The organism is Candidatus Pantoea deserta, assembly GCF_003813865.1.
GTDB classification, from domain to species: domain Bacteria; phylum Pseudomonadota; class Gammaproteobacteria; order Enterobacterales; family Enterobacteriaceae; genus Pantoea; species Pantoea deserta.
Genome location: NZ_RMVG01000009.1, coordinates 1 through 20849, shown reverse-complemented (window position 1 = coordinate 20849; position 20849 = coordinate 1). Strand labels below are relative to the sequence as shown.

Here is a 20849-nt window from a genome sequence, read left to right as displayed (position 1 = left end):
ATGAGAGCCATCACGTAACGATCAATTAATGTGGCATTTGTGTTGAATAAATGATCACAAAGATCATTAATCAACACCCAAACAACAAAAACTAAACATTCATGACCGGAGGTTTTATGAGTACCTTGCAGTCAACTTCGCCCGGAAGACGAGCAGGTAAATACGCAGCGCTGACCGGCTGCACCCTCATGCTCTCACTCGTTTATATGTCGCTCACGTCCTGGTCTGTCGCCGTCAATGAACTGGCGCTCACCTTTGGCCTGACCTCCGCCTGGATACAGTTGGGCTCTGCTGCGCTGATAGCCGGGTATGCCATCGGCGGTTTTTTCCAGGGGCGCTGGATTGCCTCAATGGGCTGGAAGAAGACCTTTTTCATCGTGATCAGCGCGTTTCTGATTGCATCAGCGCTGATACCGGTTGTTCAGAATTACTACCTCATACTTATATTGCGGTTCATTCAGGGCTGGGGGTGTATGGTTGCGCTGATGTGCACCATCATCACCAGCTGGTTCCCGACCAGGGAGCGAGGCTTCGCGGTGGGCATTCTGCTGGGTGCTATTGGGCTGGGCGCGGCGCTGGGTGGATACATTGCCGGATTACTGACGCCGCTGCTTGGCTGGCAAAATACGTTCTGGTGCATTACCGGCCTGACGCTGGCAGGGGTCGTTATCTTCCTGCTGCTGGTTAAAGAAGCTCCGCCGCTGGAAGAAGAAAAAAGAGCCACGCTCAACCAAACCGCATCGGTTTCACCTGCGAATATCTATGCTGAACCCCGCTTATGGCTGTTGGGAATCGCGACGTTCTGCTGTTTCTTTAACTGCTACGGCATGTACTCCTATCTGGCGCAGTACCTGTACACCCTGAACTTCAGCGCGGGTGAAGTCGGCACCATTGTCATGCTTAACGGCATGATAGCCGTGGTGTCCACGCCCTTTGGCGGGTGGATTTCCGATCGACTGGTCGCGTCTAAAGGCCCGCTTAAAGCGCGAACGTTCACCAATGCCTGGCTGGCGCTCGGCGTGGCAGCACTCGGCTGCGCGCTCATTCCTCATCTTTCACCGCTGGGTTTTGGTATGGCGGTCATCATTGCCATGGTGGCTGGCTGGGGCACTCCTGCGACCAACGGGCCCGGCCTCTCTTTGCCGTCAGATCTGCTGGGTTCTGCTGCCAGTGGTCCGGCGCTGGGACTGGTTATTCTCATCGCCGGTGCCGGCGGCATTATTGCACCCGTCTGGGTGCCAGTGCTGGCGCAGGAATATGGCTGGACGCTCGCCTGGTACGTTACTGCAGCCAGCGCGGTTGTCGGCCTGATCGTTAATCTCATTCTGGGTGCCAGCAAAACGGCATCCTCTGCCAGACGTCCTGCCGCGACAGGAGGCCGAAATGCCTGATCATATTATGACTTTTGATATTGGTACCTCGTCCCTCAAGGCAGCCCTGATCGACCGCTTGGGTAAAGTCGTGGCAGAAGGGGGAACGTCCTATCCCGTCGACCAGCCTGAGCCTGGCTGGGCTGAACAGGATCCGGAACTCATATGGAAGCATATCTGTGAAACCAGTCAGTCAGTAATCAGCCGCAGCGCTGTTACCCATGATGAAATTCAGGCCGTGGTCTTTGTGGCCCCCTGGAAAAACATCATCTGTCTGAATGAGGCGGGTGAACTCCTGCGGGACAGCATCATCTGGATGGACAGCCGAGCGGCAAAACAGGCTGAGAAGCTCAATGCCGCCGCTGGCCGCTTTATCGGCACAGGCCAGGAATACTGGCCGAGGCTGATGTGGGTAAAAGAGCATGAGCCAGAGCTCTGGCAGCAGTCGGCACATATAGTGGGTCTGAACACCTGGTTCAAGTTTAAAGCCACGGGCAATCTGCTGACAGAGCCTTCCGACGACTTTATCCGTTCACAGAACCCCGAACTCAATGATTACTATCAGTCGGTACTCAATGCGGCCGGCCTGACGGGAGACATAGATAAGTTTCCGCCTGCTCGGGATAGCTATGAAGCGGTGGGGACGCTTCAGGAGACGGCGGCATCTCAACTAGGGATCCGGGCCGGCGTTCCCGTTATGGGTGGCTTTGGCGACCTGGTTGCCATTACCTGGGGCGTCGGACGATCGCAGTTGCGCGATAATCACCTCTATTTTGGCACCTCTTCCTGGCTGGTCAGCATTATCAATAAACGCTCGGAGCTGGATGCGCCGCTCTATTTCTCCATCGATAAAGCGACGGAAGGCGCTGTGTTTGCGTTGCAGACCGGATGCCTGGCCCTCGACTGGGTCGTTAACCAGGTCTATCGCGTAGAACGTACGGTGCTGGAGTCCGACATTTACAGCCTGATCGGTAAAGAGGTGAATCAGATCCCGCCCGGCAGTGATGGCGTTATCGCAACGCACTGGATGACGGGTGAACTCGCGCCGTTTTCTAAAAATGCCAAGGGACTCTTCCTCAATCTGACGATTTCCCACGATCGCCGTCATATGGCAAGGGCGATGATGGAAAGTATCTGTTTTACCCACCGGCATAACATTGAACGGCTGAATGCACTCTCCGGCACGACACTGGATCATATTCGCGTGGTAGGCGGTGGCGCGGTGAGCGACGTCTGGATGCAGATGCTGGCTGACATACTGCAAATCAGGATCCAGATACCTGAGGCGCCACGCTATACCGGCACCCTTGGTGCCTATTATTGTGCGGCAATCGGTCTCGGCTGGCTCGAAAGCCTGGCTGAGGTCGCCGATAACATATCCATTCAAAAGGAATTTCTGCCGAACCCGGCGAACCGGGACGCCTACGACCGACACTACCGCATTTACATGAAAATCCATCCCGCCCTGAAAGACATTCATCGTGAGCTGAACGGAGAGTATTAATGAAAATCTTGATTACCGAGTTTCGACAGGAGAGTAACTCATTCAATCCTGTGAATTCGACGCTGGAATTCTGGAGACAGACGGGAGAATACGAAGGTGAAGATGTCCGCACGCAGTTTCACGGGCAGGCATGCGCCATTGGCGGCTTTTTTAAAGCCATTGATGAGTTGCAGCCTGATGCTGAAGTCGTGTGCGGCACGGTTATGGCCTGTCAGAGCGGAGGGGTCGCCGAGCAGTCGGTGATGGATCACTATCTTTCACGCTTAATGCCCCAGATTGACAAAGCGCTGCCGCTGGACGGCATTTTCATCTCCTGTCATGGCGCGCTGATGACGACGGAGTATGACGATCCCGAGGGCGAAATCACTCGCCGCATTCGCGAAAAGGTGGGCGACGCGACGGTGATTGCGGTGTCCACCGATTTACACGCCTACATTTCGAAAACCATTATTGAGAACGCCAATATCATTCTGGCTTACCTGACCTATCCCCATGTGGACTATGTTGAGACAGGTTTTCGCGTCGCGAAGCTGGGACTGGAGGCTATTGCCGGGAAAAGCCTGCCCGTTACGGCCTGGGTTCCTGTTCCCATGATCGCACCCGCCGCAGCGTATAACACTCTGAAGGGCGCCTTTCGGGACATCATTGAATACGGTAACGCGCTAAAAGCCAGCGGTGAAATCATCGATTTCTCGTTTTATCAAATGCAGCCCTGGCTGGATTTGCCTGAACCCAACTCCTCTGTCGTGGTAGCAGCAAAAGACGAGGCAACGGCGAAAGCCTGGGCCATCCGGCTCGCCGATCTCTTTTATTCAAAGCGGGCAGATTTCACCCTTTCCCTGTTACCCGTTGCGGATGTCATCGCCAGAGCGCAGGACGCTAGCCAGCCAAAGCCCGTTATCCTCGTTGACTCCGCTGATTCCTGCAACGCCGGCGCCGCAGGTGACAATATGGCTGTGGCCCTGGAGATCCTTGAAAAAGGCAAAGATTTACGCACCGCAACGATCGTAAACGCGCCGGAAGCCGCAAAACTCGCCCATGAGCTTGGTGTGGGCGCAACGGCGGAGTTCAGCATCGGTGCCTCTCGCGATCCCCGTTCTGTATCGCTTACGCGTACAGCACGGGTGAAATCCCTGCACGACGGCGTCTTCAGGCAGGAAGGTCCAGCAGGGAGAGGGATGACTCAGCGAATCGGACGGACCGCTGTGCTCAGCATTGGCAGGCTTGATGTTGTGGTGTGTGAATGGATGGCGGGAAACGGCGATCCGCAGCTTTACCGGGCACACGGCATTGAGCCGACGCTTTACGATCTGGTCGTGGTTAAAGCCTCTACCTCCTTCAGAGCGGCCTACGAAAAAATTGCCGGTGTGATTTGCGAAGCCAATACGCCCGGTGCGGCCAGCTCAGATTTAAAATCGCTGCCATTTTCACGACTCCCTGAAACCATTTATCCCTGGCAAGATGATCCCTCACCTGAATGGGCGGTGACGTTTACCAGAACACTGTGAACCGCTGCCAGCCGCAAGGGCTGGCAAGCCGTACTTATCGGCTGCAAATTGCATCTCTTTAAGCCTTATCTGTACCTGGCTCTCCAATTATGACCTGCCTCACAGCAAAGAAAATGCTGTGAATTGTGTGTTGTGTTTGTGTGGTTTTAGTGTTGTATGTTAGCAATAAGTCAATCAAAGTCACAAAAATAAAGCAAGCTTTGACCTCATGTGGCACAGAGCTCGATTACTGGCAAGCAGCAGGAGACATACCATGTCTGACGTAAACAAAGATCTCAGAACGGTAGACCAAAAAAATTTGGGTGGTTCAGAAGCATCGCATTCGCAGTTTGAAAGAACGCTCGGCAAATTTGAGTCCTTTGCCGTGGCGTTTTCATTCATCTCCATTACTACCGGCCTGTTTTCAACCTACGGCAGCATGCTCGCTTCCAGTGGCCCTGTAGGCATCTGGACCTGGCCGGTGGTGACCGTAGGTACGCTACTGGTGGCACTGGTATTCGGATTGCTTGCCAGTAAAATCCCGCTCTCTGGCTTCAGCTATCAATGGGCCAGTCGGCTGGTAAACCCGGTGCTGGGATGGTGGTTCGGCTGGGCCAGTTTTGCCTTCCTCGCAATCGTTACCGTTGCTGTTGACTACGGGCTTGCTCAGGTCGCACTGTTCCCGCTTTTTGGGCTGGAATATTCCGCTGCCGGCGGGGCTATTACCACGGGCGTTTTAATACTGGTTCAGATGATGCTGGTTATCTGGTCAACGCCTGTGCTGACAAAAATTAACAACCTCGCGGTGGGTGCAGAGGTAGTGGCCATTCTGGGGCTTATCGTCGCGATTGGCGCGGCAGTCTTTTTCTTTGGAAAAGGAAACACCTCTAATCTGGTCTCAACCGGCCTGGTTCACAGCGACCATTACTTTGGCTGGCTGGGCCCCTTTATGCTCTCCGGCCTGCTGGGTGCATTTACCCTGGTGGGCTGGGAGTCAGCCGCAAACCTGGCCGAAGAGACTCACAATCCCAAGCAAGTGGTTCCGCGCGCCATGGTTAAGGCCGTGCTGGCAAGCGGGGTTCTGGGTACACTTTTCCTTATCGTCATCAGCCTCGGCCTTGGCGATCACGTTGAAGAGCTGTCCAGAAGTTCCGCGCCCGTGGCTGATGTTATCCGCATAACGCTGGGTGAGACGTTCAGCAAAATCGTTCTGATAGTAGTATGCATTGCGATTTTTGCCTGTGGTCTGGTTATCCTGACCAGTAATAGCCGCCTTATCCATGCGATGGCGCGTGATGGACGTCTGCCTTTTTCAGAGAAGCTCAGCTATGTGCCTCGTCCGACGGGCGGCCCGCTGTGGGCGACTGTTCTGGCCGCCGTGGTCTCTGGCCTGATTGTGCTGAGTTTCTATTCTAATCCCGATGCGCTGACGCAGCTGCTCGGCGCGGCAACGCTTTTTCCGGCACTGCTCTACAGCGGAACCGTCCTGCTCTACATATTCACCCGTCATCAGCACATTCATCATCCTGACGATTTCACGCTGGGTGTCTGGGAGTGGCCGGTTATTATCGGGGCGGTAGCGTGGCTGATTGTGGAAATGTGCGTTTTCATCATCCCGGCGGATTTTCGCACGGCGCAGCAGTACGTGCTGTTCCTGATGCTGGCTGGCGTGCTGGTTTTCATTCCCGTGTGGTTGTGGCGCAGAAAGCAGCTTAAAAAAATGCCACCGCTGGGCAGCTACGAATAAATACTCAGGGAGGCGGAGGCCTCCCGTCAGCTGAACGGCTTCGACATACCACTCTGGGTAAAGGGATCTGGATGTTTGAAACAACCCAGTCCAGTTTCCCCGTCACGCTAATTGCATTTTTTTTGTTCCCCATGTTTGTCATATTGTTGGTGAACCGTCCATTCGTTGCACCGCAGCTCAGTCAGAATGAGGGTAGCTTGCCCGCTATCAGGTAGACAGCTATGCCAGTTATATTGTTGAGCATCTGAACCACATTCATGCACAGTTATGTGTCATTTCCAAAGCGGCAGGTGGAGTGGGCATGCGTATGAAGTAATGTCCGCTTCTGGCACAAAGCGGACAGACACCCAGGCCAGCGTTTGCCTTGAGTAAGAAGCTGACACAGGTAGCTGACGCCTGTACCAGCCAGAAAAACTTCACTGCTCAATAGCTGAACTCTTCGCTTAATAACCCAAAAATCCAGTCATCCCGCCAACAACCATGCAGGAAAACCTTTTGCCTTAGTGTGCCCTCCTGCTGAAATCCGACCTTAAGCAATGTTCTGCGTGAAGCCTCATTTTCCGACGTAACCGTCGCTGTTAATTTTTGATACCCATGGGTTTTGAATGCGAAACGAACAATATCTTTCAGCGATTCACTGCCAAAACTTTTACCATAAAATTCGGCGGCGAGGATGAACCCTACCTCCGCAATGCCGTCGGCACGCTCAATAAAGCCAGTGACGCCAATCGGTATATCACTATTCTTTTGACTGAAAACCAGACATAGCCACTGTTCGCTGCCTTTATGCCAGGGCTGCAGGCGTTTTTCAAAAGAATGGATTCTGATTTAATGACAGGAAAAATGGCCAGTCGCCAGGGTTGAGGCAGCGATAATCAAACCTGGCAGAAGGAACGTAATGCATTAGCGATTGCCTTAATTGGCTTTAACTCCGGTTAATCCGCCAATATTGCGAGCAGAATTTCATTAATACTCCGTAACCTTCGCAATCTCCGCTTCTGCCGCAAAGCCACGCCGTCCCCTGCTCTTTAGCCAGCTTCTCTGCAACAGCCCACATCGCATAAGTATCAGCAATCGCAGCAATCGCTGAAGCTACAGGCGAGCGAGCCGATAACCCACCTTCAGCTCAACGTTGACGTTGAGCTGCAAACATGAGTACTGATTGCGAACGGACCAGCTTTTAGCCCTCTTTTACAGCACCAGCACGCCTTTTATTTAAGTGGAAATAAAAATATGTCTTTCATTAAGACAATGGGTAAAAGTTTCATCGGTTCTCGTTTTGCAGGCGCATCTCAGCCCGCTGACGGCATTTTTGATTGTCATAACCTGCCGACCTCGCTCTCTGCGGCAGGACTGAGCCAGCGCGCAGCGGGTGTGTTATTAACCTTCATACCGCCTGAGGCGGATTTCCAGCGGGTCAGCCAGGCATGGCAGCGCTTTACCTCAGCGGATCTGACCGTTATTACCCTCTCTTCGAACGGCGCCCTTAGCGCCAGCGGCAGGCAGACAACCTACTGCAAAGGTGACGGACAGGAAGGAAGCTGGCTCTGGCTGCCGCGCAGCCTGATTGCGGAGCATGAAACCCATATCGTCGACCTCCATCTCCATGACGCCCACACGGCGACCGATCGCATCAACGCCATTGAGCAGGAGCTGGCCGCGTTAAAACTACGTATGCCGCTTTCCGCTGACCGCACCTTTGCCATGATCTACTGTGACGGACTGTCGGCGTCGGAAGGGTTTCTGATGCAGGCCTGGTATAACAGCGGCCGCTTTCCCTGTCTGGCGATTGGCGGCTCTGCTGGAGGACGAGTCACTTTTGACGGCACATGGATTGGCGTCGGCGGTCGCGTGCTACAGGGCAAAGCCGTTATCGTGTTCTGCCGCATGGCGGCGGGCAAATCCTTTGCTCCCTTTAAAAGCCAGAACTTTGAGCCGCTAAACAAAAGCTGGCTAATCGCAGAAGCGGATCCGATAACGCGTACCCTGGTCTCGGTATTTAATCAGCAGGGACAGCAGCAGCCGTTTACTCAGGCGCTGGCGGAACATCTGGCGTGCAGCGAACAGCAGCTTACCGAGCGGCTTAAAGGGTTAACCTTTGCCGTGAAGGTCGCCGATGCCTTTTTTATCCGTTCTGTGGCGAAGATCGAAAACCAGAAAGTGCATTTTTTCTGCGACCTGGAGTTCGGCGATCGGCTTTATTTAATGCAAGAGACCGATTTCAAACAGGCCACGCTGCGCGACTGGGCGGCATTTACCGCGCGCCACGGCAAGCCGGCGGCTGTGCTGATGAACGACTGTATACTGCGTCGCGCTGGCAATACCGAGCGGCTTCACGACGCTCACTTCTTTAAAGGTATCCCGGCTGCCGGTTTCTCCAGCTTCGGCGAGATCCTTGGCGTGCCGATCAACCAGACGCTCTCTGCGCTGGTGTTTTTCAACCACGACGCCAGTGCAATGGCGCAGTTCCCGGTGGAGTATGCCAGCTATGCCGCGCATTACGCGCAGCGCGCCTTGCGTCGCTGGGAGACGCTGAACCGGGTGCAGTCGGGCGTGCTGGCGCGCGTGGTGAATTATCAGCAGGAGTTAGCGCCTGTCGTGCAGGCGCTGCCGATACTGGAGGCGGCCACCCAGAACCAGAGCGAGGCGCTGACCATGGCCGAAAGCACCATTCGCACCATCAGCGACATCGCCAGAGAAAGTCAGCAGGCGCAGGGTCGATTAAGCGAGGGGCTGGACGATCTGGAGGAGATTTCCAACGGCATTAATGTCATCACTCACGGCATCAGCAATATCGCCTTCCAGACGAATATTCTGGCGCTTAATGCCGCCGTTGAAGCGGCGCGCGCGGGCGAGGCAGGCCGAGGATTCGCCGTGGTGGCGGGTGAAGTTCGCCGTCTGGCTCACTCGTCCAGAGAACAGGCGGAAGCGACAGCCAGCAATATCAACGATGCGGTCAATACCATTTCCCGCATTCGCGACGTGGCCGCCAGTACGGTGCAGACCGCCACTGATATGGCCGATCGCAGCATTCGCGCGGCTGATACCATCGCGACGATGAGCCACCAGACCCGCGATCAGCGCGCCGATATGAGCAAGCAGCTGGACAGCCTGCGCACGCTGACGGCGGGAATGGATGCCATGCAGCAAGCAGTAGCGGAGCTAAAGGTCCTGCAAACCCTCTCCACCCGTCGTTAAGGCAAAGCCGGTGCAGCCATCATCATGCTGCACCGGCTGCTGCGACTCGACGATGTTAACGGGCGCAGGGCGAAATACTCTCCCCTGCCCTAATGGCTACTGACTGTTAAAGCTGACCAGACAGACCTGAACAGGATCCGGCAGGAACACAAAAAGGCTTAAACAGGGATTCTCATGCGCTGTATGAGCAACTACAGTGTTAAAAAATCAGGCAGGAACGACATCGAATGGAGAGGCGAGTGTACTGGGAGTCAGAAAGGCTGCTTTACAGACCGGTAATGATGTCAGACCTGGACGCGCTGTTCCGCATATACGGCGATGTCAGAACGCATGCATTTAACCCCGGCGGCCCACATCGGGATATTGATCATAGCCGTCGCGTTATCCTTCAGCGAATCACAGATCGTGAACGTTATGGGTTCGACGACTGGGCGATCGCCGAAAAGACGCAGCCCGATAAAGTCATTGGCTTTGGCGGCGTCTTCGTCAGTCACTTCAATGGACGACAAACAAATAATCTGGGTTACCGGTTTGAACCGGCCTCCTGGGGAAAAGGTTATGCGACCGAACTCGCCCATCGCGCGCTGGTATATGGATTTGACGAGTTACAGCTTGCGGAAATTGTCGGCGTGACACGCGAGAATCATTTAGCCTCGCGCCGCGTTCTTGAAAAGGCGGGTTTGTTGTTTACTCAACGGGTGGATAATCCAGAAGACCCGCCGGCTCACCTGATGTTCGCTCTGACGATTGAGCAATGGAAGAGCCTGAAGCAGCAGGCTTAACCCTTATCTAAGTTTTACTTAAGAACGGTCTGGCAAACCCTTAGACGACGCAGAGTCCTGACATTTCAACCGCTCGTCAGATACGGAATGCAGCCCGTTTTTATGCCGCCGCAAAAACTGGTCTGGGCTCTGATAAGGACAACGTCCGCTTTAAGCGAAGAGCGGACGTTTAACCAGCTGCACATACCGGGTAAGGGTTCAGGTGATAGTGATATAACGTTAGGGCAGTTTCTGTGTTCCACCTGTAACCATCGTAGTCGCAGTGAACAGAGAACAGTCTCCCGCGCTCGCAGCCCTGCCTGTCAGGCCTTATTTTTGCAAAGCTCAGCCATTACCAGAGGCTTTCTCAGCTTCTCAGACAGTTGCAGGCTGACCAGCGCCATCAGAATAAAGGCCACAGACATAGCGGCAAGCCCATAGAATCCCGTTACCGGATAAATCCAGGAGGCCACAGCCGAGCCGAAGCCTATTCCCCCGAACATAAAGGCGCTGGTCAGCGCCAGCGCAATGCCGCGATGTCGGGCAGACGACAGCTCGACAACCCGGCGCTGCTGACTGGGCCAGAGCAGATCTGTGGCAAAGGCCCAGAACACGAGCGCCAGCAGCAGCACGCTCAGCGCCTTGGGCAGCAGGGCTATCAGCGCGGTATCCAGGATAAGCAGCGTCATGCCGGTTATCAGCAGCTTTTCAGACGTAAAGCGCGTTGCTGCGCGGGTGACCCAGAGATTGCCCAGCACTCCGGCAACGCCCAGTACCGCCAGCGCCGCGGAGACCGCATGCGTGCCGCCAGCCCAGGTATCGCGGATAAGCGGGGCGATAAAAGAGTAAAAGCTATAGACCCCAGAGGTAATAAAAAATACCACCAGGAAAGCCGTCAGGTATTTACCCTCAAGCAGGACGCTCGCCAGCTCGCTGAAACGAATACGCGAACCGGCACTCTTATCCGGCACCCTCAGCAGAATGTTCAACCCGCTCAGCAGGCTCACCAGCCCTACCAGCGCAAACAGCACTTTCGCTCCCCACAGGCTGGCCACCCAGGCGGCGAGCGGAATACCCGCCAGGCTGGCTATGGAGACGCCGAGAAGCACCATGCCGATCGCCCTTCCCCGCTGCTGTTCATGCACCAGCTCTGAACCCAGCGCAACCAGCACCGGGCCGATAAACCCTGCGCCTGCTCCCATTACTATGCGTGAGGCAACCAGCCCGCCGTAGCCTGTCGACAGCGCAAAAGCGAAGGCGCCCAGTCCAAACAGCCCGATGCCCGTGAGGACCAGCTGGCGGCGGCGCAGGTGGCCAAACAGCACCTGAACCAGCGGGGCGGCCAGCGCAAAGGTGAGACCGAATATACTCAGCAAGCGCGCGCTCTGCGCATCGGTCAGCTGCCAGGCGGCTGAGATAGCGGGCAGGCTGCCGGCGACGGACAGCGCGCCGGTAGCCTGTACAAAGTAAGCGATGCTCAGCGCGCGCAAAGCGCGGCGCTGGGAAGAGGTGATCTCAGCGTTCATGATTTATCTCCGGCAAAAAAACCAGGGGCTTAACGCCTCTGTGGCCTTTACTGGACAGGGATGGGATTCTCCGCCACGGACTGGTTGAACTGGTTCACCAGGGTGTGCTCGTTTGCGCCAGGGTTATCGCGAACCGGCAGCACGCGGTCAACGATGGCTTCAATGGTATCCGTGCCCAGCTTGTCAAACGTCTCGCGAATAAACTCATCCAGCGGCATGGCGCGCGGGTCGCCGCTCTTGTAGATCAAATCCGTATCGACCCACGGCGGAGAGATTTCGATCACCTGCACGCCGCTGTCGCGCAGCAGAAAGCGCTGTGACAGGGTGTATGAGTGAATCGCGGCCTTGGTGGCCGAGTAGAGCGCGTTGGTTGCCAGCGGCAGGAAGGCCAGCACCGAGCTATTGTTGATCAGCACCGCGTCCTTCTGCTGCTTGAGGTGCTCAATAAAGGCTGCGCTGACGCGTACCGGCCCCAGAATATTGGTGTTCAGCAGCGTAACCGCCTGGGCGTCATCCAGCTCGCCCGCCGCATTGTCAAAAGGCATGATGCCGGCATTGTTAATCACCACGTTCAGCGCCGGATAGCGTTCCAGCACCTGCTGTGCGGCGGCCTGAATACTGTCAGCGCGCGTGACGTCCAGCACCACATAATCCATGCCAGGACTGGCGGCGGTCACCGCCTTCAGCAGCGCTTCGCGGCGTCCGGAGATAATGACCTGATTCCCCAGCTGATGAAATTTTTCCGCCATAGCGCGGCCGATGCCAGAGGTGCCGCCGGTGATAAAAAGGGTGTTATCGGTCAGTTTCATGGTCTTAGTCCTGTTGGCGAGTTTTTAAGGTTGTCAGGCGTAAAAAAGGTCGTTTAGTGCACGGATGCGGGGCGATAGCGCTCTGCCGGCGCGTCGCTGCCCAGGTGCGGCATCATGGCCTGACGCGCCTGTTCGTAGCGGGTCCAGAGCGTCTCGTCCTGTAGGGACGGGATAGTAATAAGTTCGCCACGGCTAAATCCGGTGAGGGCTGCGTCTACCATGTCCTGCGCGCTCATAACGATGCCGGGATCGAGCTGGTCTACCGGCAAACCGCCGTTGTCCCAGAACGGCGTGGCGGTGGCGCCGGGCAGCACCGCCTGCACCTGAATGCCCTTATCGGCCAGTTCGTGCTGAAGCGACTGACTGAACGCCAGAACGTAAGCCTTGCTGCCGCCATAGACGCCGTTCAGTAGCTCAGGAGCAATGCTGACAATAGATGCGATGTTGATAATGGCCCCGCGTCCGCGTGCGACCATGCCCGGCACCACCGCATAGGTAAGGCGGGTCAGAGCGGTGACGTTAAGGTTAATCATGGCCGCCATCTGATCCGCCTCGCTCTCCAGCAGCGGGGTATGGGTGCCGATACCGGCGTTGTTTACCAGCAGCGTGATGCTCGCGTCCTGACGCAGCTTCTCTTCCAGCGCGCCCAGCTGGGCGGCATCGGCCAGGTCCGCCGCAACGACTTCTACGTTGCGGCCGCTGTCGGTGGTGATGTGTTCAGCCAGCTGGTTCAGGCGGTTATGATTGCGCGCCACGATAATGAGGTCATAGCCCATGCGTGCCAGTCGGCCGGCATACAGTGCGCCCATGCCGGTAGAAGCGCCGGTGACGACGGCGGTGCCGCGGTCGGTGTGTGTCTGCTGCGTCATGATGTTCACCTTGATAGTTATCGGGTTGGTGAATTGATAGTACGCAGTTACGTGCCGACGAGACTGACGAGAAAGGGCGTGATTTCGGACATCATGATGTCCGGCGTTTCGGACACCATGAGCAGACAGAAAGGCGTGCGGGGAGAAGAGCGGTCAGGCTTTACCGGTGCGCAGCGACTGAGGCGGCACCCCGTAACCGCGGATAAAAACCTCGCGCATGTGGCGGCGATCGCGGAAGCCGGACTCACGCGCAATCACCTCCATCGATAGCCTGCTCTGCTCGATCAGCAGTCGGGCATTTTCCAGGCGCAGCCCCTCAATAGCTTTGGCCGGAGACTTACCCGTTTCAGAACGGAACAGGCGGCTGAGCTGACGCGCGCTGACGTGGACCGCATCCGCAATCTCTTCAATGGTCAGCGCTTTATTGAGGTTATTACGCGCATATTCCAGAGCTGACTGTAGGCGATCGCTGCGCGGAGAGAGCATCAGCATTTCAGAGTGCTGCGTCTGTCCGCCGGAGCGGCGGTGATGCATGACCAACAGGTGCGCCACGGTGCGAGCCACCTCAGCGCCGAGGTCTTTCTCTACCATGCCCAGCGTCATATCGAGACCGGCGGTCAGCCCTGCCGACGTCCAGACAGGGTCATCAATAATAAAAATGCGATCTTCCTCGACGCGCGTGGTGGGATGCAGCGTCTTCAGACTCTGCGCGTGCATCCAGTGGGTCGTGGCGCGCCGCTCAGATAGCAGACCGGCCTGCCCCAGTACAAACGCCCCGGTACAGATGCCCGCCACCCGTCGCGCACGAGAGGCATGGGTTTGCAGAAAGTCTATGATACCCGGTGAGGCAGGCAGCTCCAGAGGCGTCAGCACGCCCGCCACCAGCCAGGTATCAATGTCTATGTCCGGAGAGATCGGCTGGCTGTCTACGCCGAAGCCGTAAGATGACTTTACGGAACCGCCGCGTTCTGAATAAACCGTGCAGTCATAAAAGGGTTCGCCGGTTACCTGATTGGCAAACTCAAAGATACTCAGCGTGGATAATCCCAGAACCTGAAAATGGTCGGAAATCAGTAAGCCTACCCGGTGCATCATCGTCTCCTTTAATAATCCGGCGCGGTAAAGCTGGCTGTAGCCGGTCTGGCTGTAAGCAGGGTGATCAAAGACAATAACCTGATTTCGCTCACTGTAATCATCGTTATAAAAAAATAAAAGCCCTTAACATCCGTTATTTTCATTTTCACTCGTCGAGTGAAAGTCTTTGCTGCGCTCCGGTCTGTTTCGTCTGAATGCAGGATTCTATTATTCATCTCACACAAGGCGGAGAATAAAACCCCCGTCCTGAAACCCTAATCTGACATTTTAAAAACTGCATAAAGGACACCAAAATGAAAAATGTAAAAATTCCTCTGATCATCGCCGCGCTCTCTGCTGTTTCATTCGGAAGTTTCGCGCAGAGTATCACTGCTACGGCCTCGACGCTGGACGATGCAGAGGCGAAAATTGCTCAGCAGGCGCGAGATGAAGGCGCTCAGTATAAAATCACCGAAAGCTATGCCGGCAACCAGGTCCATATGACCGCCCGCCTGATTAAATGATTCTGTGTGAGAAAGGCCATTGTAAAAATGGCCTTCTTTATTTTAATGCGCCTGCATTAGCCGCCCCGCCTCGCCTTATAACCCTCTTCACTTCCGAATGAATATATCCTGGGTGAATTGCTGATCCACGAACATTCACTCTGCATTATCTGTCGAATTTTCTGCGCCCGCTGTCGAGTCAATTTATAGGAGGAAATACCTACAGTCGCGCCAGAGGAAAAAGGTCTCCTTTTTTTAAATTTTAACGGAGAAAGAGACCTGAATCACAACGCTGTGTTTTACTTTCTTCGCCATTTTTAAAATGACTGGCGCTCAACTGCTTGCAGTTAGCCGCGATGAGGTCTGGAGCTGTCAGCACAGGTAATATCCTTACTAAGAACTTCAGGACAGGTTGGTTTTTTTACCAGCCAGGGTTGTAATACTGCCTGCTGTCAGCAGTGGCAAAATTATACAGAGAATAAAAGACGGCAGGTTATTTCTTACCCCCACCCTGTTAAGGGGTTGGTACTTCCTTATATTTCAGAAGGTAGCAGCAGCATCTACCCTGTACGCTTCTGATTCAAAGCAGACAGATGAACAGGCCAGATCCGCTATAAGCGCGGCGAACATAGCAGCCTGTTAGCGAAGGTGACGATGCCGCTTAGTTATTCCCTCTCCCCTGTTAAAGATGCCATTCCCATTTTCCTCCATTAAGGCCCATCAACCGACCTGCTGGCTGAAATTGTTGATCCACTATACTGATGATCACCGTTAAATTTCATACAGGAGGCTACGCACGGTAATTCCCTGACATATACCTTACCCATGACCCTTGGGAGAACAACATGCAAAAGAATAAAACCCTGAAAGGAGTGCTGGCCGTATCGGCAGTCGTCGCTATGTTCAGCACTGTCGGCGTACAAGCCCAGACGCCACCGAGCGCCGCGCAAAATGGCGCCGCTGGCCAGATCGGATCGAATACCAAACTTAGCTCAGGCGATGAAAAAGCATTGAAAGACATGGCGCAGGCGAATATCAATGAAGTTGCCGCCGCTAAGATCGCCCTGGGCAAAGCTCAAAGCAGTGAAGTCAAAGCATTCGCTCAGAAGATGGTCGAAGACCACAGCAGCGCCCTGACCAAAGTACAAACGGTCGCCCAGCAAAAGGGCGTGGAACTGCCGACTGAGCCGGACGCTAAGCACAAGGCTATGGCCGCCAGGCTGGAAAAGCAGAGCGGCAGCGCATTTGACAAGATGTATATGGAAAATGCCGGCACTAAGGATCACAAGATGGTGCTGTCAACGTTAAAAAGTGACGCCAGCCTGATCAAAGACCCGGACGTGAAGGCTCTCGCCGATGCGCATACCCCGGTCGTTGAAGAGCATCTTAAATCTGCCCAGCAGATGTCGATGAAATCAGGTAAGTAACAGGTCGTTCGCTGGGGCCGCGGTCCTGCGAGCTGAACCAGATGCTGTTCCCTGCGTGGCAGACAGTCACGCCATGAATGCCAGTATAGTTGGAGTGAATTGAGCTGAAGTCGCTTTTTGTCAGGCTGGCGCAGGCACCGCAAAGGACCGCTTCCACCCAGAGCGGACCGATATGCAACCCCCCGTCCGTTTCAGGCAAGAAGCGGACGTTAAGCCTTTACCTTTAAGCTTGCAACGGCCTCTCCGAAACCGGGATTACCTTCCCTTTTTGCCACGCCTTTACTGCTTTTCTCACTTATCCGTCGGGTAATTAATTTCACAAATTTATATCCTCTCTATCTGCGCCCTCGACCCGACGGTACAGAAAATCAATAAATGCGCGCACTCTTTCTGGCACATGACGCGTATGGGGATAAAGGGCGTAGATCCCCTGACGGGGAAAATGATGATCGGGAAGCAAATGAATGAGGTCTCCTTTTGCTAACGCCTCTTTTACCAGCCAGGCGGGTAAAATCGCGACGCCCGCGCCTTCCAGAGCAAAAGCCAGTAATGAGGACGCGCTGTCGGCTACAATCATGGCGGGGCTGCGCGCGCTGAAAAATACGTTTTCTCCTTTCGGTGTGGTTACCTGCCAGCTTAATGGCGTAGATAAACGGCTGTGGGCAATCCATTTCGCATCTGCAAGCTGGGCCAGCTCGCTAAGAAGCGGTTTACCAAGCGTCTTCAGATAATCCGGCGAAGCAACCGGATAAATATCAAACCGATCGATGAGCCGGGCGTGATGACTGGAATCGGCAAGATGACCAAGGCGTATCGCGACATCAAAACGACCGGAAATAATATCGTCATTTTGTGATGATGAAACATGTTGTATACGCAGCTGCGGGTGCCGGGCGCTGAAGGCGGCCAGTGCCGGAACAATGACCCTCATGCCGTATTCTGGTGTCGTGGTGATTCTGAGTGAACCGCTTAATCCTGAATGATCGCCGCGAACGTCCTCCAGCACCCTTTCGGCATCCTGAAGAAGGCGCAGACAGTGCTGATAAAACCGCTCACCAGTCTCTGTCGTTGAAACGCGTCTGGTGCTTCTGGACAGTAATGAGACGCCCAGCTCTTTCTCCAGAGTTTTAACATTAGCGCTGACGACCGCTTTAGTCAGCCCCAGCGTCTGAGCCGCCCCGGTAAAGCCCCCCGCCTCAACCACCGCAACAAAGATGGCTGCGCGTTGCATATTAATCATTCTTCGTTCTCTTTGCGGTCAGGATTGTCAAAATTTTTTTGACAGTGTAACAACGGCGCGAGAATTTATCCTGATTTCCGCTGCTCCTATACTGCGCGCCTTGTCTGCTTTTTTTGAGAACAGAATGAATTATCGTGTGCGCGTCGCCATTGTGTATTTGCTGGGATTCTTTATCGATTTGGTAAACATGTTTATCGCCAGCGTCGCTTATCCTGAAATTGCGCGCCGTTTCGATGCTACCGTCAGCCAGCTGGCATGGATAAGTAATGGCTACATCCTGGGCCTGACGCTGGTCATCCCTCTCAGCAGCTGGCTGGCAAGGCGCGCTGGAGCGAAACGCCTGTTCATGCTTTCCCTGCTTATCTTCATTGCCGGCACCTGCGGCGTGGGGGCGTCATCATCGGTTTCGCAACTCATTGCATGGCGCTGGATACAGGGCATCGGGGGTGGGTTATTGATTCCTGTGGGCCAGACACTCGCCTATGCGCTTTATCAAAGCCATGAACGCGCAAAGCTTTCTTCAGTTGTGATGTTGATTGCCCTGCTGGCTCCTGCGTTGTCGCCGGCACTTGGCGGATTACTGGTTGACAGCCTTAGCTGGCGCGGGGTGTTTCTGGCAAGCCTGCCGCTGGCCTTTTTCACCCTGATACTGGCCGGATTCTGGCTGAAAGCTGATGCGCCTGGCGACTCACCAGAAAGATTAGATGTCTGGGGTTTGATCGGTGGATGCACAGCATTAACTCTGATCCTCCTTGGGCTGACATATCTGGGGGAGCCTCATCATCTTTATCGCGGCGTCTTGTTATTGCTAAGCGGTATCTTTTGCCTGACTGGCTACATAAGGAACGCTCTGAATAAAAACAGGCCGCTGCTTAACCTGCGTCTGATTAAAGATCCGTTTTTGCAAACGGCCATGCTGATTTATCAGTTTGTACCGGGGGTGTTTACCGGCGTGAATATGCTCAGCATGCTCTATTTGCAGAACCTGCTCGGCATGCGCGCCACTTTTGTCGGCGCGATGATGCTGCCATGGTCTCTGGCCTCTTTTGCCGCGATCGGTTTGGCAGGGAAAAAATTTAATATTCGGGGGCCACGACCACTGTTTATCACAGGGTGTCTGATCCAGGCTTGCGGTATTGGACTGCTGGCGCTGACTGGCCACACGGCTAATGCGGTAGTTTGCGTGCTGGCGTTCGCGCTAATGGGTTTTGGTAGCAGCCTGTGCAGCAGCACAGCGCAAAGCGCTGCGTTTATCCACATAGCTGACAGCCAGCTCGCGGATGCCAGCGCGCTGTGGAATATCAATCGTCAGCTCAGCTTCTGTATGGGCATTACGTTGCTTAATTTACTGTTTAATCTCATCGCCAGCACCGGGCTGCCGGGAGTACAGGTCTATCATCTTTGCTTTGTATTAGCAGCAGGCAGCGCCGTTATTCCTGTGCTGTGCGCTTTTCGCCTCGCTAATCGGAGCGTTATATTTACCGTTAATCAGGAGCAGAAATGAATCGTTATTTCAGGGAAGTGCTGGATGCCCACGTATTGATCAATAACTGGTTAGGCGATGGTGATTCGCATGACGAAGTCTGTGAAACATTATTGTCACGTTTCAGCCCGGCATTCACTATGGTGACGCCGGGGGGCGCTTTGCTTGATTTTGCTGCCTTAAGCGCTTTTTTTTCAACCCAGCGTGGCGCTCGCCAGGGTCTGAATATCGAAATCAGGGATATGCAGATGATTGCCGAAAACAGCAGGGGAGCCACCGTAGGTTATAAAGAATTACAACACTTACCTGGTCAGGATGTCACGCGCCGTTTTTCAACCGCTGTGTTTGAACTGAATCATGACGGTCATATTCGCTGGCGACATCTTCATGAGACATTGCTGTGTCAAAATTAACCGAATAATAGTGACGCTGCGGGTTGTTGTCTCTTTCCCTGTGGAGACGCCAGCAGTCTCTTCTCCTGAAACAAACCAGGGATGCGCACAGGGCATAGCCCGCTACGCGCCAACGCTTCCCCTGTTACTCTTTTTTGGCGGGACGGGCAATAAACGCGACGGTAAAAGAGCGATATTATGCGTCTCATTGCACAGGGGCGCTTCCGTTTACGGAACAAATGATTGCCCTGGTGGATAAAATAGTCATTATATCCCTTTAGGTTAAGGAGATGCGTTATGAGTGAATCTGCCTGTACATCAATCGGTCTGCTCCTGTTTCCTGCGCTGACTCAGCTTGACCTGACCGGCCCGTATGAGGTCTTTGCAAGAGCGCCAGACACAAAGGTTCATCTTATCTGGAAAAATCTGGACCTTGTGGTGTCCGATCGTGGTATGGCGATACAGCCAACCACCACCTTCAATGCGTGTCCCGCACTGGATGTTATATGTATTCCCGGAGGGCCTGGGCAGATAAACCTGATGGAGGATGAAGAGGTCCTTTCGTTTATCCGGACTCAAAGTCAGCAGGCAAAGCTGGTGACGTCGGTGTGCACCGGATCGCTTGTTTTAGGCGCAGCAGGGCTTCTGAATGGATATAAAGCGACGACGCACTGGGCCTCCCTGGATCAGCTGGCGTTGTTAGGCGCGGAGCCGATCAATGAGCGCGTAGTGCGTGACCGCAACCGTATAACTGGCGCAGGTGTGACTTCAGGGATAGATTTTGCCCTCAGCGTCGTATCAGACATCTTTGGGCCTGATATTGCGCAAAATATTCAGCTGCATATGGAATATGACCCTGCCCCGCCGTTTAACTGCGGTTCGCCCCGTACAGCATCTGAAGAACAGCTAAAAAAAGCCCAGCAACAGGCTGCGTCATTTATTGAAAAGAGGCGGCAGGCCACGTTAAAAGCAGCAGCCAGACTTTAGTTAGTTGCTTCCCAGCATCGGACTCACTGACAGGCGCTATGGCTGCATTGAATAATGTAGCCTTATCGTTTTTCAGAAGATAAAAATAATTATTAGCTTTTTATAAACAGACAATAAGGATCCCGGTAAAATTACCCCCCTTAATAAAAAGCAGAGCCAGGCGCAGATTGATTTAAAACGTGAACAGACAGATTATCAAGCCTGGTCAATAAAATAATAGCACCCTGAGCATAAAGCGGGCATTAAATATTCCCAGCAGTACAATGACACTTTAATTTTTGCTTAGCAGTTTCTACACATAGTAAAAGTTAAATTTTCCTTTTGTTATTATGCCGAACACAAAATCTACCCTATCAAATGGAAATAATCCTTGGCCGGCGTGTTCGCCCCGCAAACCACTGCTCTCAGCTGCTTTTTTGGGTTTTGTTTTATAGCGCGACTGGCAACCAGGCAAAAAGCAGAGCAGCTCATA

General features: G+C 54.2%; 18 protein-coding genes. 11 read left to right on the top strand and 7 right to left on the bottom strand.

The annotated features are described in order from the left end of the window. Positions 1-116 precede the first annotated feature (116 nt). The 4 genes from BBB56_RS12665 (at position 117) to BBB56_RS12650 (ending at position 6108) form a co-directional block, all read left to right on the top strand. Positions 117-1391, top strand: a complete 1275-nt coding sequence (locus BBB56_RS12665) for an MFS transporter (protein WP_123801307.1) — start codon at positions 117-119, stop codon at positions 1389-1391. Next, positions 1384-2874: a xylulokinase gene (locus BBB56_RS12660; RefSeq protein WP_123801306.1), complete on the top strand. Its 1491-nt coding sequence runs from the start codon at positions 1384-1386 to the stop codon at positions 2872-2874. The genes BBB56_RS12665 and BBB56_RS12660 overlap by 8 nt, the downstream gene beginning before the upstream one ends. After that, the gene (locus tag BBB56_RS12655; RefSeq protein ID WP_123801305.1) at positions 2874-4382 is read left to right on the top strand and encodes a M81 family metallopeptidase; all 1509 of its coding nucleotides are present in this window, start codon (positions 2874-2876) and stop codon (positions 4380-4382) included. Before BBB56_RS12660 ends, BBB56_RS12655 begins: the two co-directional genes overlap by 1 nt. A gap of 253 nt (positions 4383-4635) precedes the next feature. Further along, positions 4636-6108 carry an amino acid permease gene (locus BBB56_RS12650; protein ID WP_123801304.1) on the top strand — a complete coding sequence of 491 codons (1473 nt, stop codon included), beginning with the start codon at positions 4636-4638 and terminating at the stop codon, positions 6106-6108. A gap of 423 nt (positions 6109-6531) precedes the next feature. Here BBB56_RS12650 and BBB56_RS23975 read toward each other — a convergent pair whose 3' ends face one another. Beyond that, the gene (locus BBB56_RS23975) at positions 6532-6843 is read right to left on the bottom strand and encodes a GNAT family N-acetyltransferase (protein ID WP_369409913.1); all 312 of its coding nucleotides are present in this window, start codon (positions 6841-6843) and stop codon (positions 6532-6534) included. Positions 6844-7341: 498 nt separating this feature from the next. On the opposite strand from BBB56_RS23975, the gene BBB56_RS12640 reads away from it, so the two are divergent. Then, complete coding sequence (locus BBB56_RS12640) at positions 7342-9306, top strand: methyl-accepting chemotaxis protein (RefSeq protein ID WP_123801303.1); 1965 nt, start codon at positions 7342-7344, stop codon at positions 9304-9306. A gap of 239 nt (positions 9307-9545) precedes the next feature. Continuing rightward, the gene (locus BBB56_RS12635) at positions 9546-10088 is read left to right on the top strand and encodes a GNAT family N-acetyltransferase (RefSeq protein WP_123801302.1); all 543 of its coding nucleotides are present in this window, start codon (positions 9546-9548) and stop codon (positions 10086-10088) included. 302 nt (positions 10089-10390) lie between these two features. On the opposite strand, the gene BBB56_RS12630 is transcribed toward BBB56_RS12635, so the two are convergent. The 4 genes from BBB56_RS12630 to BBB56_RS12615 all read right to left on the bottom strand — a co-directional run bounded on the left by BBB56_RS12630 (position 10391) and on the right by BBB56_RS12615 (position 14363). After that, a complete protein-coding gene (locus BBB56_RS12630) occupies positions 10391-11593 on the bottom strand; it encodes an MFS transporter (RefSeq protein WP_123801301.1) in 1203 nt (400 codons plus the stop codon). A gap of 47 nt (positions 11594-11640) precedes the next feature. Next, positions 11641-12402: an SDR family oxidoreductase gene (locus tag BBB56_RS12625; RefSeq protein WP_123801300.1), complete on the bottom strand. Its 762-nt coding sequence runs from the start codon at positions 12400-12402 to the stop codon at positions 11641-11643. 53 nt (positions 12403-12455) lie between these two features. Then, on the bottom strand, positions 12456-13271 hold the full coding sequence (locus tag BBB56_RS12620) for an SDR family NAD(P)-dependent oxidoreductase (protein ID WP_123801299.1): 816 nt from the start codon (positions 13269-13271) through the stop codon (positions 12456-12458). Positions 13272-13424: 153 nt separating this feature from the next. Further along, positions 13425-14363 (bottom strand): GlxA family transcriptional regulator, encoded by a 939-nt coding sequence (locus BBB56_RS12615; protein ID WP_123801441.1) that lies wholly within the window; start codon positions 14361-14363, stop codon positions 13425-13427. 296 nt (positions 14364-14659) lie between these two features. Between BBB56_RS12615 and BBB56_RS12610 the strand changes: the two genes are divergently transcribed. Next, positions 14660-14869: a YdgH/BhsA/McbA-like domain containing protein gene (locus BBB56_RS12610; protein ID WP_123801298.1), complete on the top strand. Its 210-nt coding sequence runs from the start codon at positions 14660-14662 to the stop codon at positions 14867-14869. An 824-nt stretch (positions 14870-15693) separates the two neighbouring features. Then, on the top strand, positions 15694-16275 hold the full coding sequence (locus BBB56_RS12605; RefSeq protein ID WP_123801297.1) for a DUF4142 domain-containing protein: 582 nt from the start codon (positions 15694-15696) through the stop codon (positions 16273-16275). A 316-nt stretch (positions 16276-16591) separates the two neighbouring features. On the opposite strand, the gene BBB56_RS12600 is transcribed toward BBB56_RS12605, so the two are convergent. Continuing rightward, a complete protein-coding gene (locus BBB56_RS12600) occupies positions 16592-17515 on the bottom strand; it encodes a LysR family transcriptional regulator (protein ID WP_123801296.1) in 924 nt (307 codons plus the stop codon). Between the two features lie 124 nt (positions 17516-17639). Here BBB56_RS12600 and BBB56_RS12595 point away from each other — a divergent pair, with 124 nt between their 5' ends. The 3 genes from BBB56_RS12595 to BBB56_RS12585 all read left to right on the top strand — a co-directional run bounded on the left by BBB56_RS12595 (position 17640) and on the right by BBB56_RS12585 (position 20377). Then, on the top strand, positions 17640-19019 hold the full coding sequence (locus BBB56_RS12595; protein ID WP_123801440.1) for an MFS transporter: 1380 nt from the start codon (positions 17640-17642) through the stop codon (positions 19017-19019). Continuing rightward, positions 19016-19411 (top strand): DUF4440 domain-containing protein, encoded by a 396-nt coding sequence (locus BBB56_RS12590; RefSeq protein WP_123801295.1) that lies wholly within the window; start codon positions 19016-19018, stop codon positions 19409-19411. Before BBB56_RS12595 ends, BBB56_RS12590 begins: the two co-directional genes overlap by 4 nt. A 276-nt stretch (positions 19412-19687) precedes the next feature. Next, positions 19688-20377, top strand: a complete 690-nt coding sequence (locus BBB56_RS12585) for a DJ-1/PfpI family protein (protein ID WP_123801294.1) — start codon at positions 19688-19690, stop codon at positions 20375-20377. A 292-nt stretch (positions 20378-20669) separates the two neighbouring features. Here the strand turns inward: BBB56_RS12585 and BBB56_RS23770 are convergent. Next, on the bottom strand, positions 20670-20849 hold a 180-nt coding region (locus BBB56_RS23770), incomplete at its 5' end, for a hypothetical protein (RefSeq protein ID WP_233593027.1).

Coding starts and splice junctions, on each gene's coding strand:
- BBB56_RS12665 (WP_123801307.1), top strand. CDS start 117: ATGAGTACCTTGCAGTCAACTTCGCCCGGAAGACGAGCAGGTAAATAC.
- BBB56_RS12660 (WP_123801306.1), top strand. CDS start 1,384: ATGCCTGATCATATTATGACTTTTGATATTGGTACCTCGTCCCTCAAG.
- BBB56_RS12655 (WP_123801305.1), top strand. CDS start 2,874: ATGAAAATCTTGATTACCGAGTTTCGACAGGAGAGTAACTCATTCAAT.
- BBB56_RS12650 (WP_123801304.1), top strand. CDS start 4,636: ATGTCTGACGTAAACAAAGATCTCAGAACGGTAGACCAAAAAAATTTG.
- BBB56_RS12640 (WP_123801303.1), top strand. CDS start 7,342: ATGTCTTTCATTAAGACAATGGGTAAAAGTTTCATCGGTTCTCGTTTT.
- BBB56_RS12630 (WP_123801301.1), bottom strand. CDS start 11,593: ATGAACGCTGAGATCACCTCTTCCCAGCGCCGCGCTTTGCGCGCGCTG.
- BBB56_RS12625 (WP_123801300.1), bottom strand. CDS start 12,402: ATGAAACTGACCGATAACACCCTTTTTATCACCGGCGGCACCTCTGGC.
- BBB56_RS12620 (WP_123801299.1), bottom strand. CDS start 13,271: ATGACGCAGCAGACACACACCGACCGCGGCACCGCCGTCGTCACCGGC.
- BBB56_RS12615 (WP_123801441.1), bottom strand. CDS start 14,363: ATGCACCGGGTAGGCTTACTGATTTCCGACCATTTTCAGGTTCTGGGA.
- BBB56_RS12610 (WP_123801298.1), top strand. CDS start 14,660: ATGAAAAATGTAAAAATTCCTCTGATCATCGCCGCGCTCTCTGCTGTT.
- BBB56_RS12605 (WP_123801297.1), top strand. CDS start 15,694: ATGCAAAAGAATAAAACCCTGAAAGGAGTGCTGGCCGTATCGGCAGTC.
- BBB56_RS12600 (WP_123801296.1), bottom strand. CDS start 17,515: ATGATTAATATGCAACGCGCAGCCATCTTTGTTGCGGTGGTTGAGGCG.
- BBB56_RS12595 (WP_123801440.1), top strand. CDS start 17,640: ATGAATTATCGTGTGCGCGTCGCCATTGTGTATTTGCTGGGATTCTTT.
- BBB56_RS12590 (WP_123801295.1), top strand. CDS start 19,016: ATGAATCGTTATTTCAGGGAAGTGCTGGATGCCCACGTATTGATCAAT.
- BBB56_RS12585 (WP_123801294.1), top strand. CDS start 19,688: ATGAGTGAATCTGCCTGTACATCAATCGGTCTGCTCCTGTTTCCTGCG.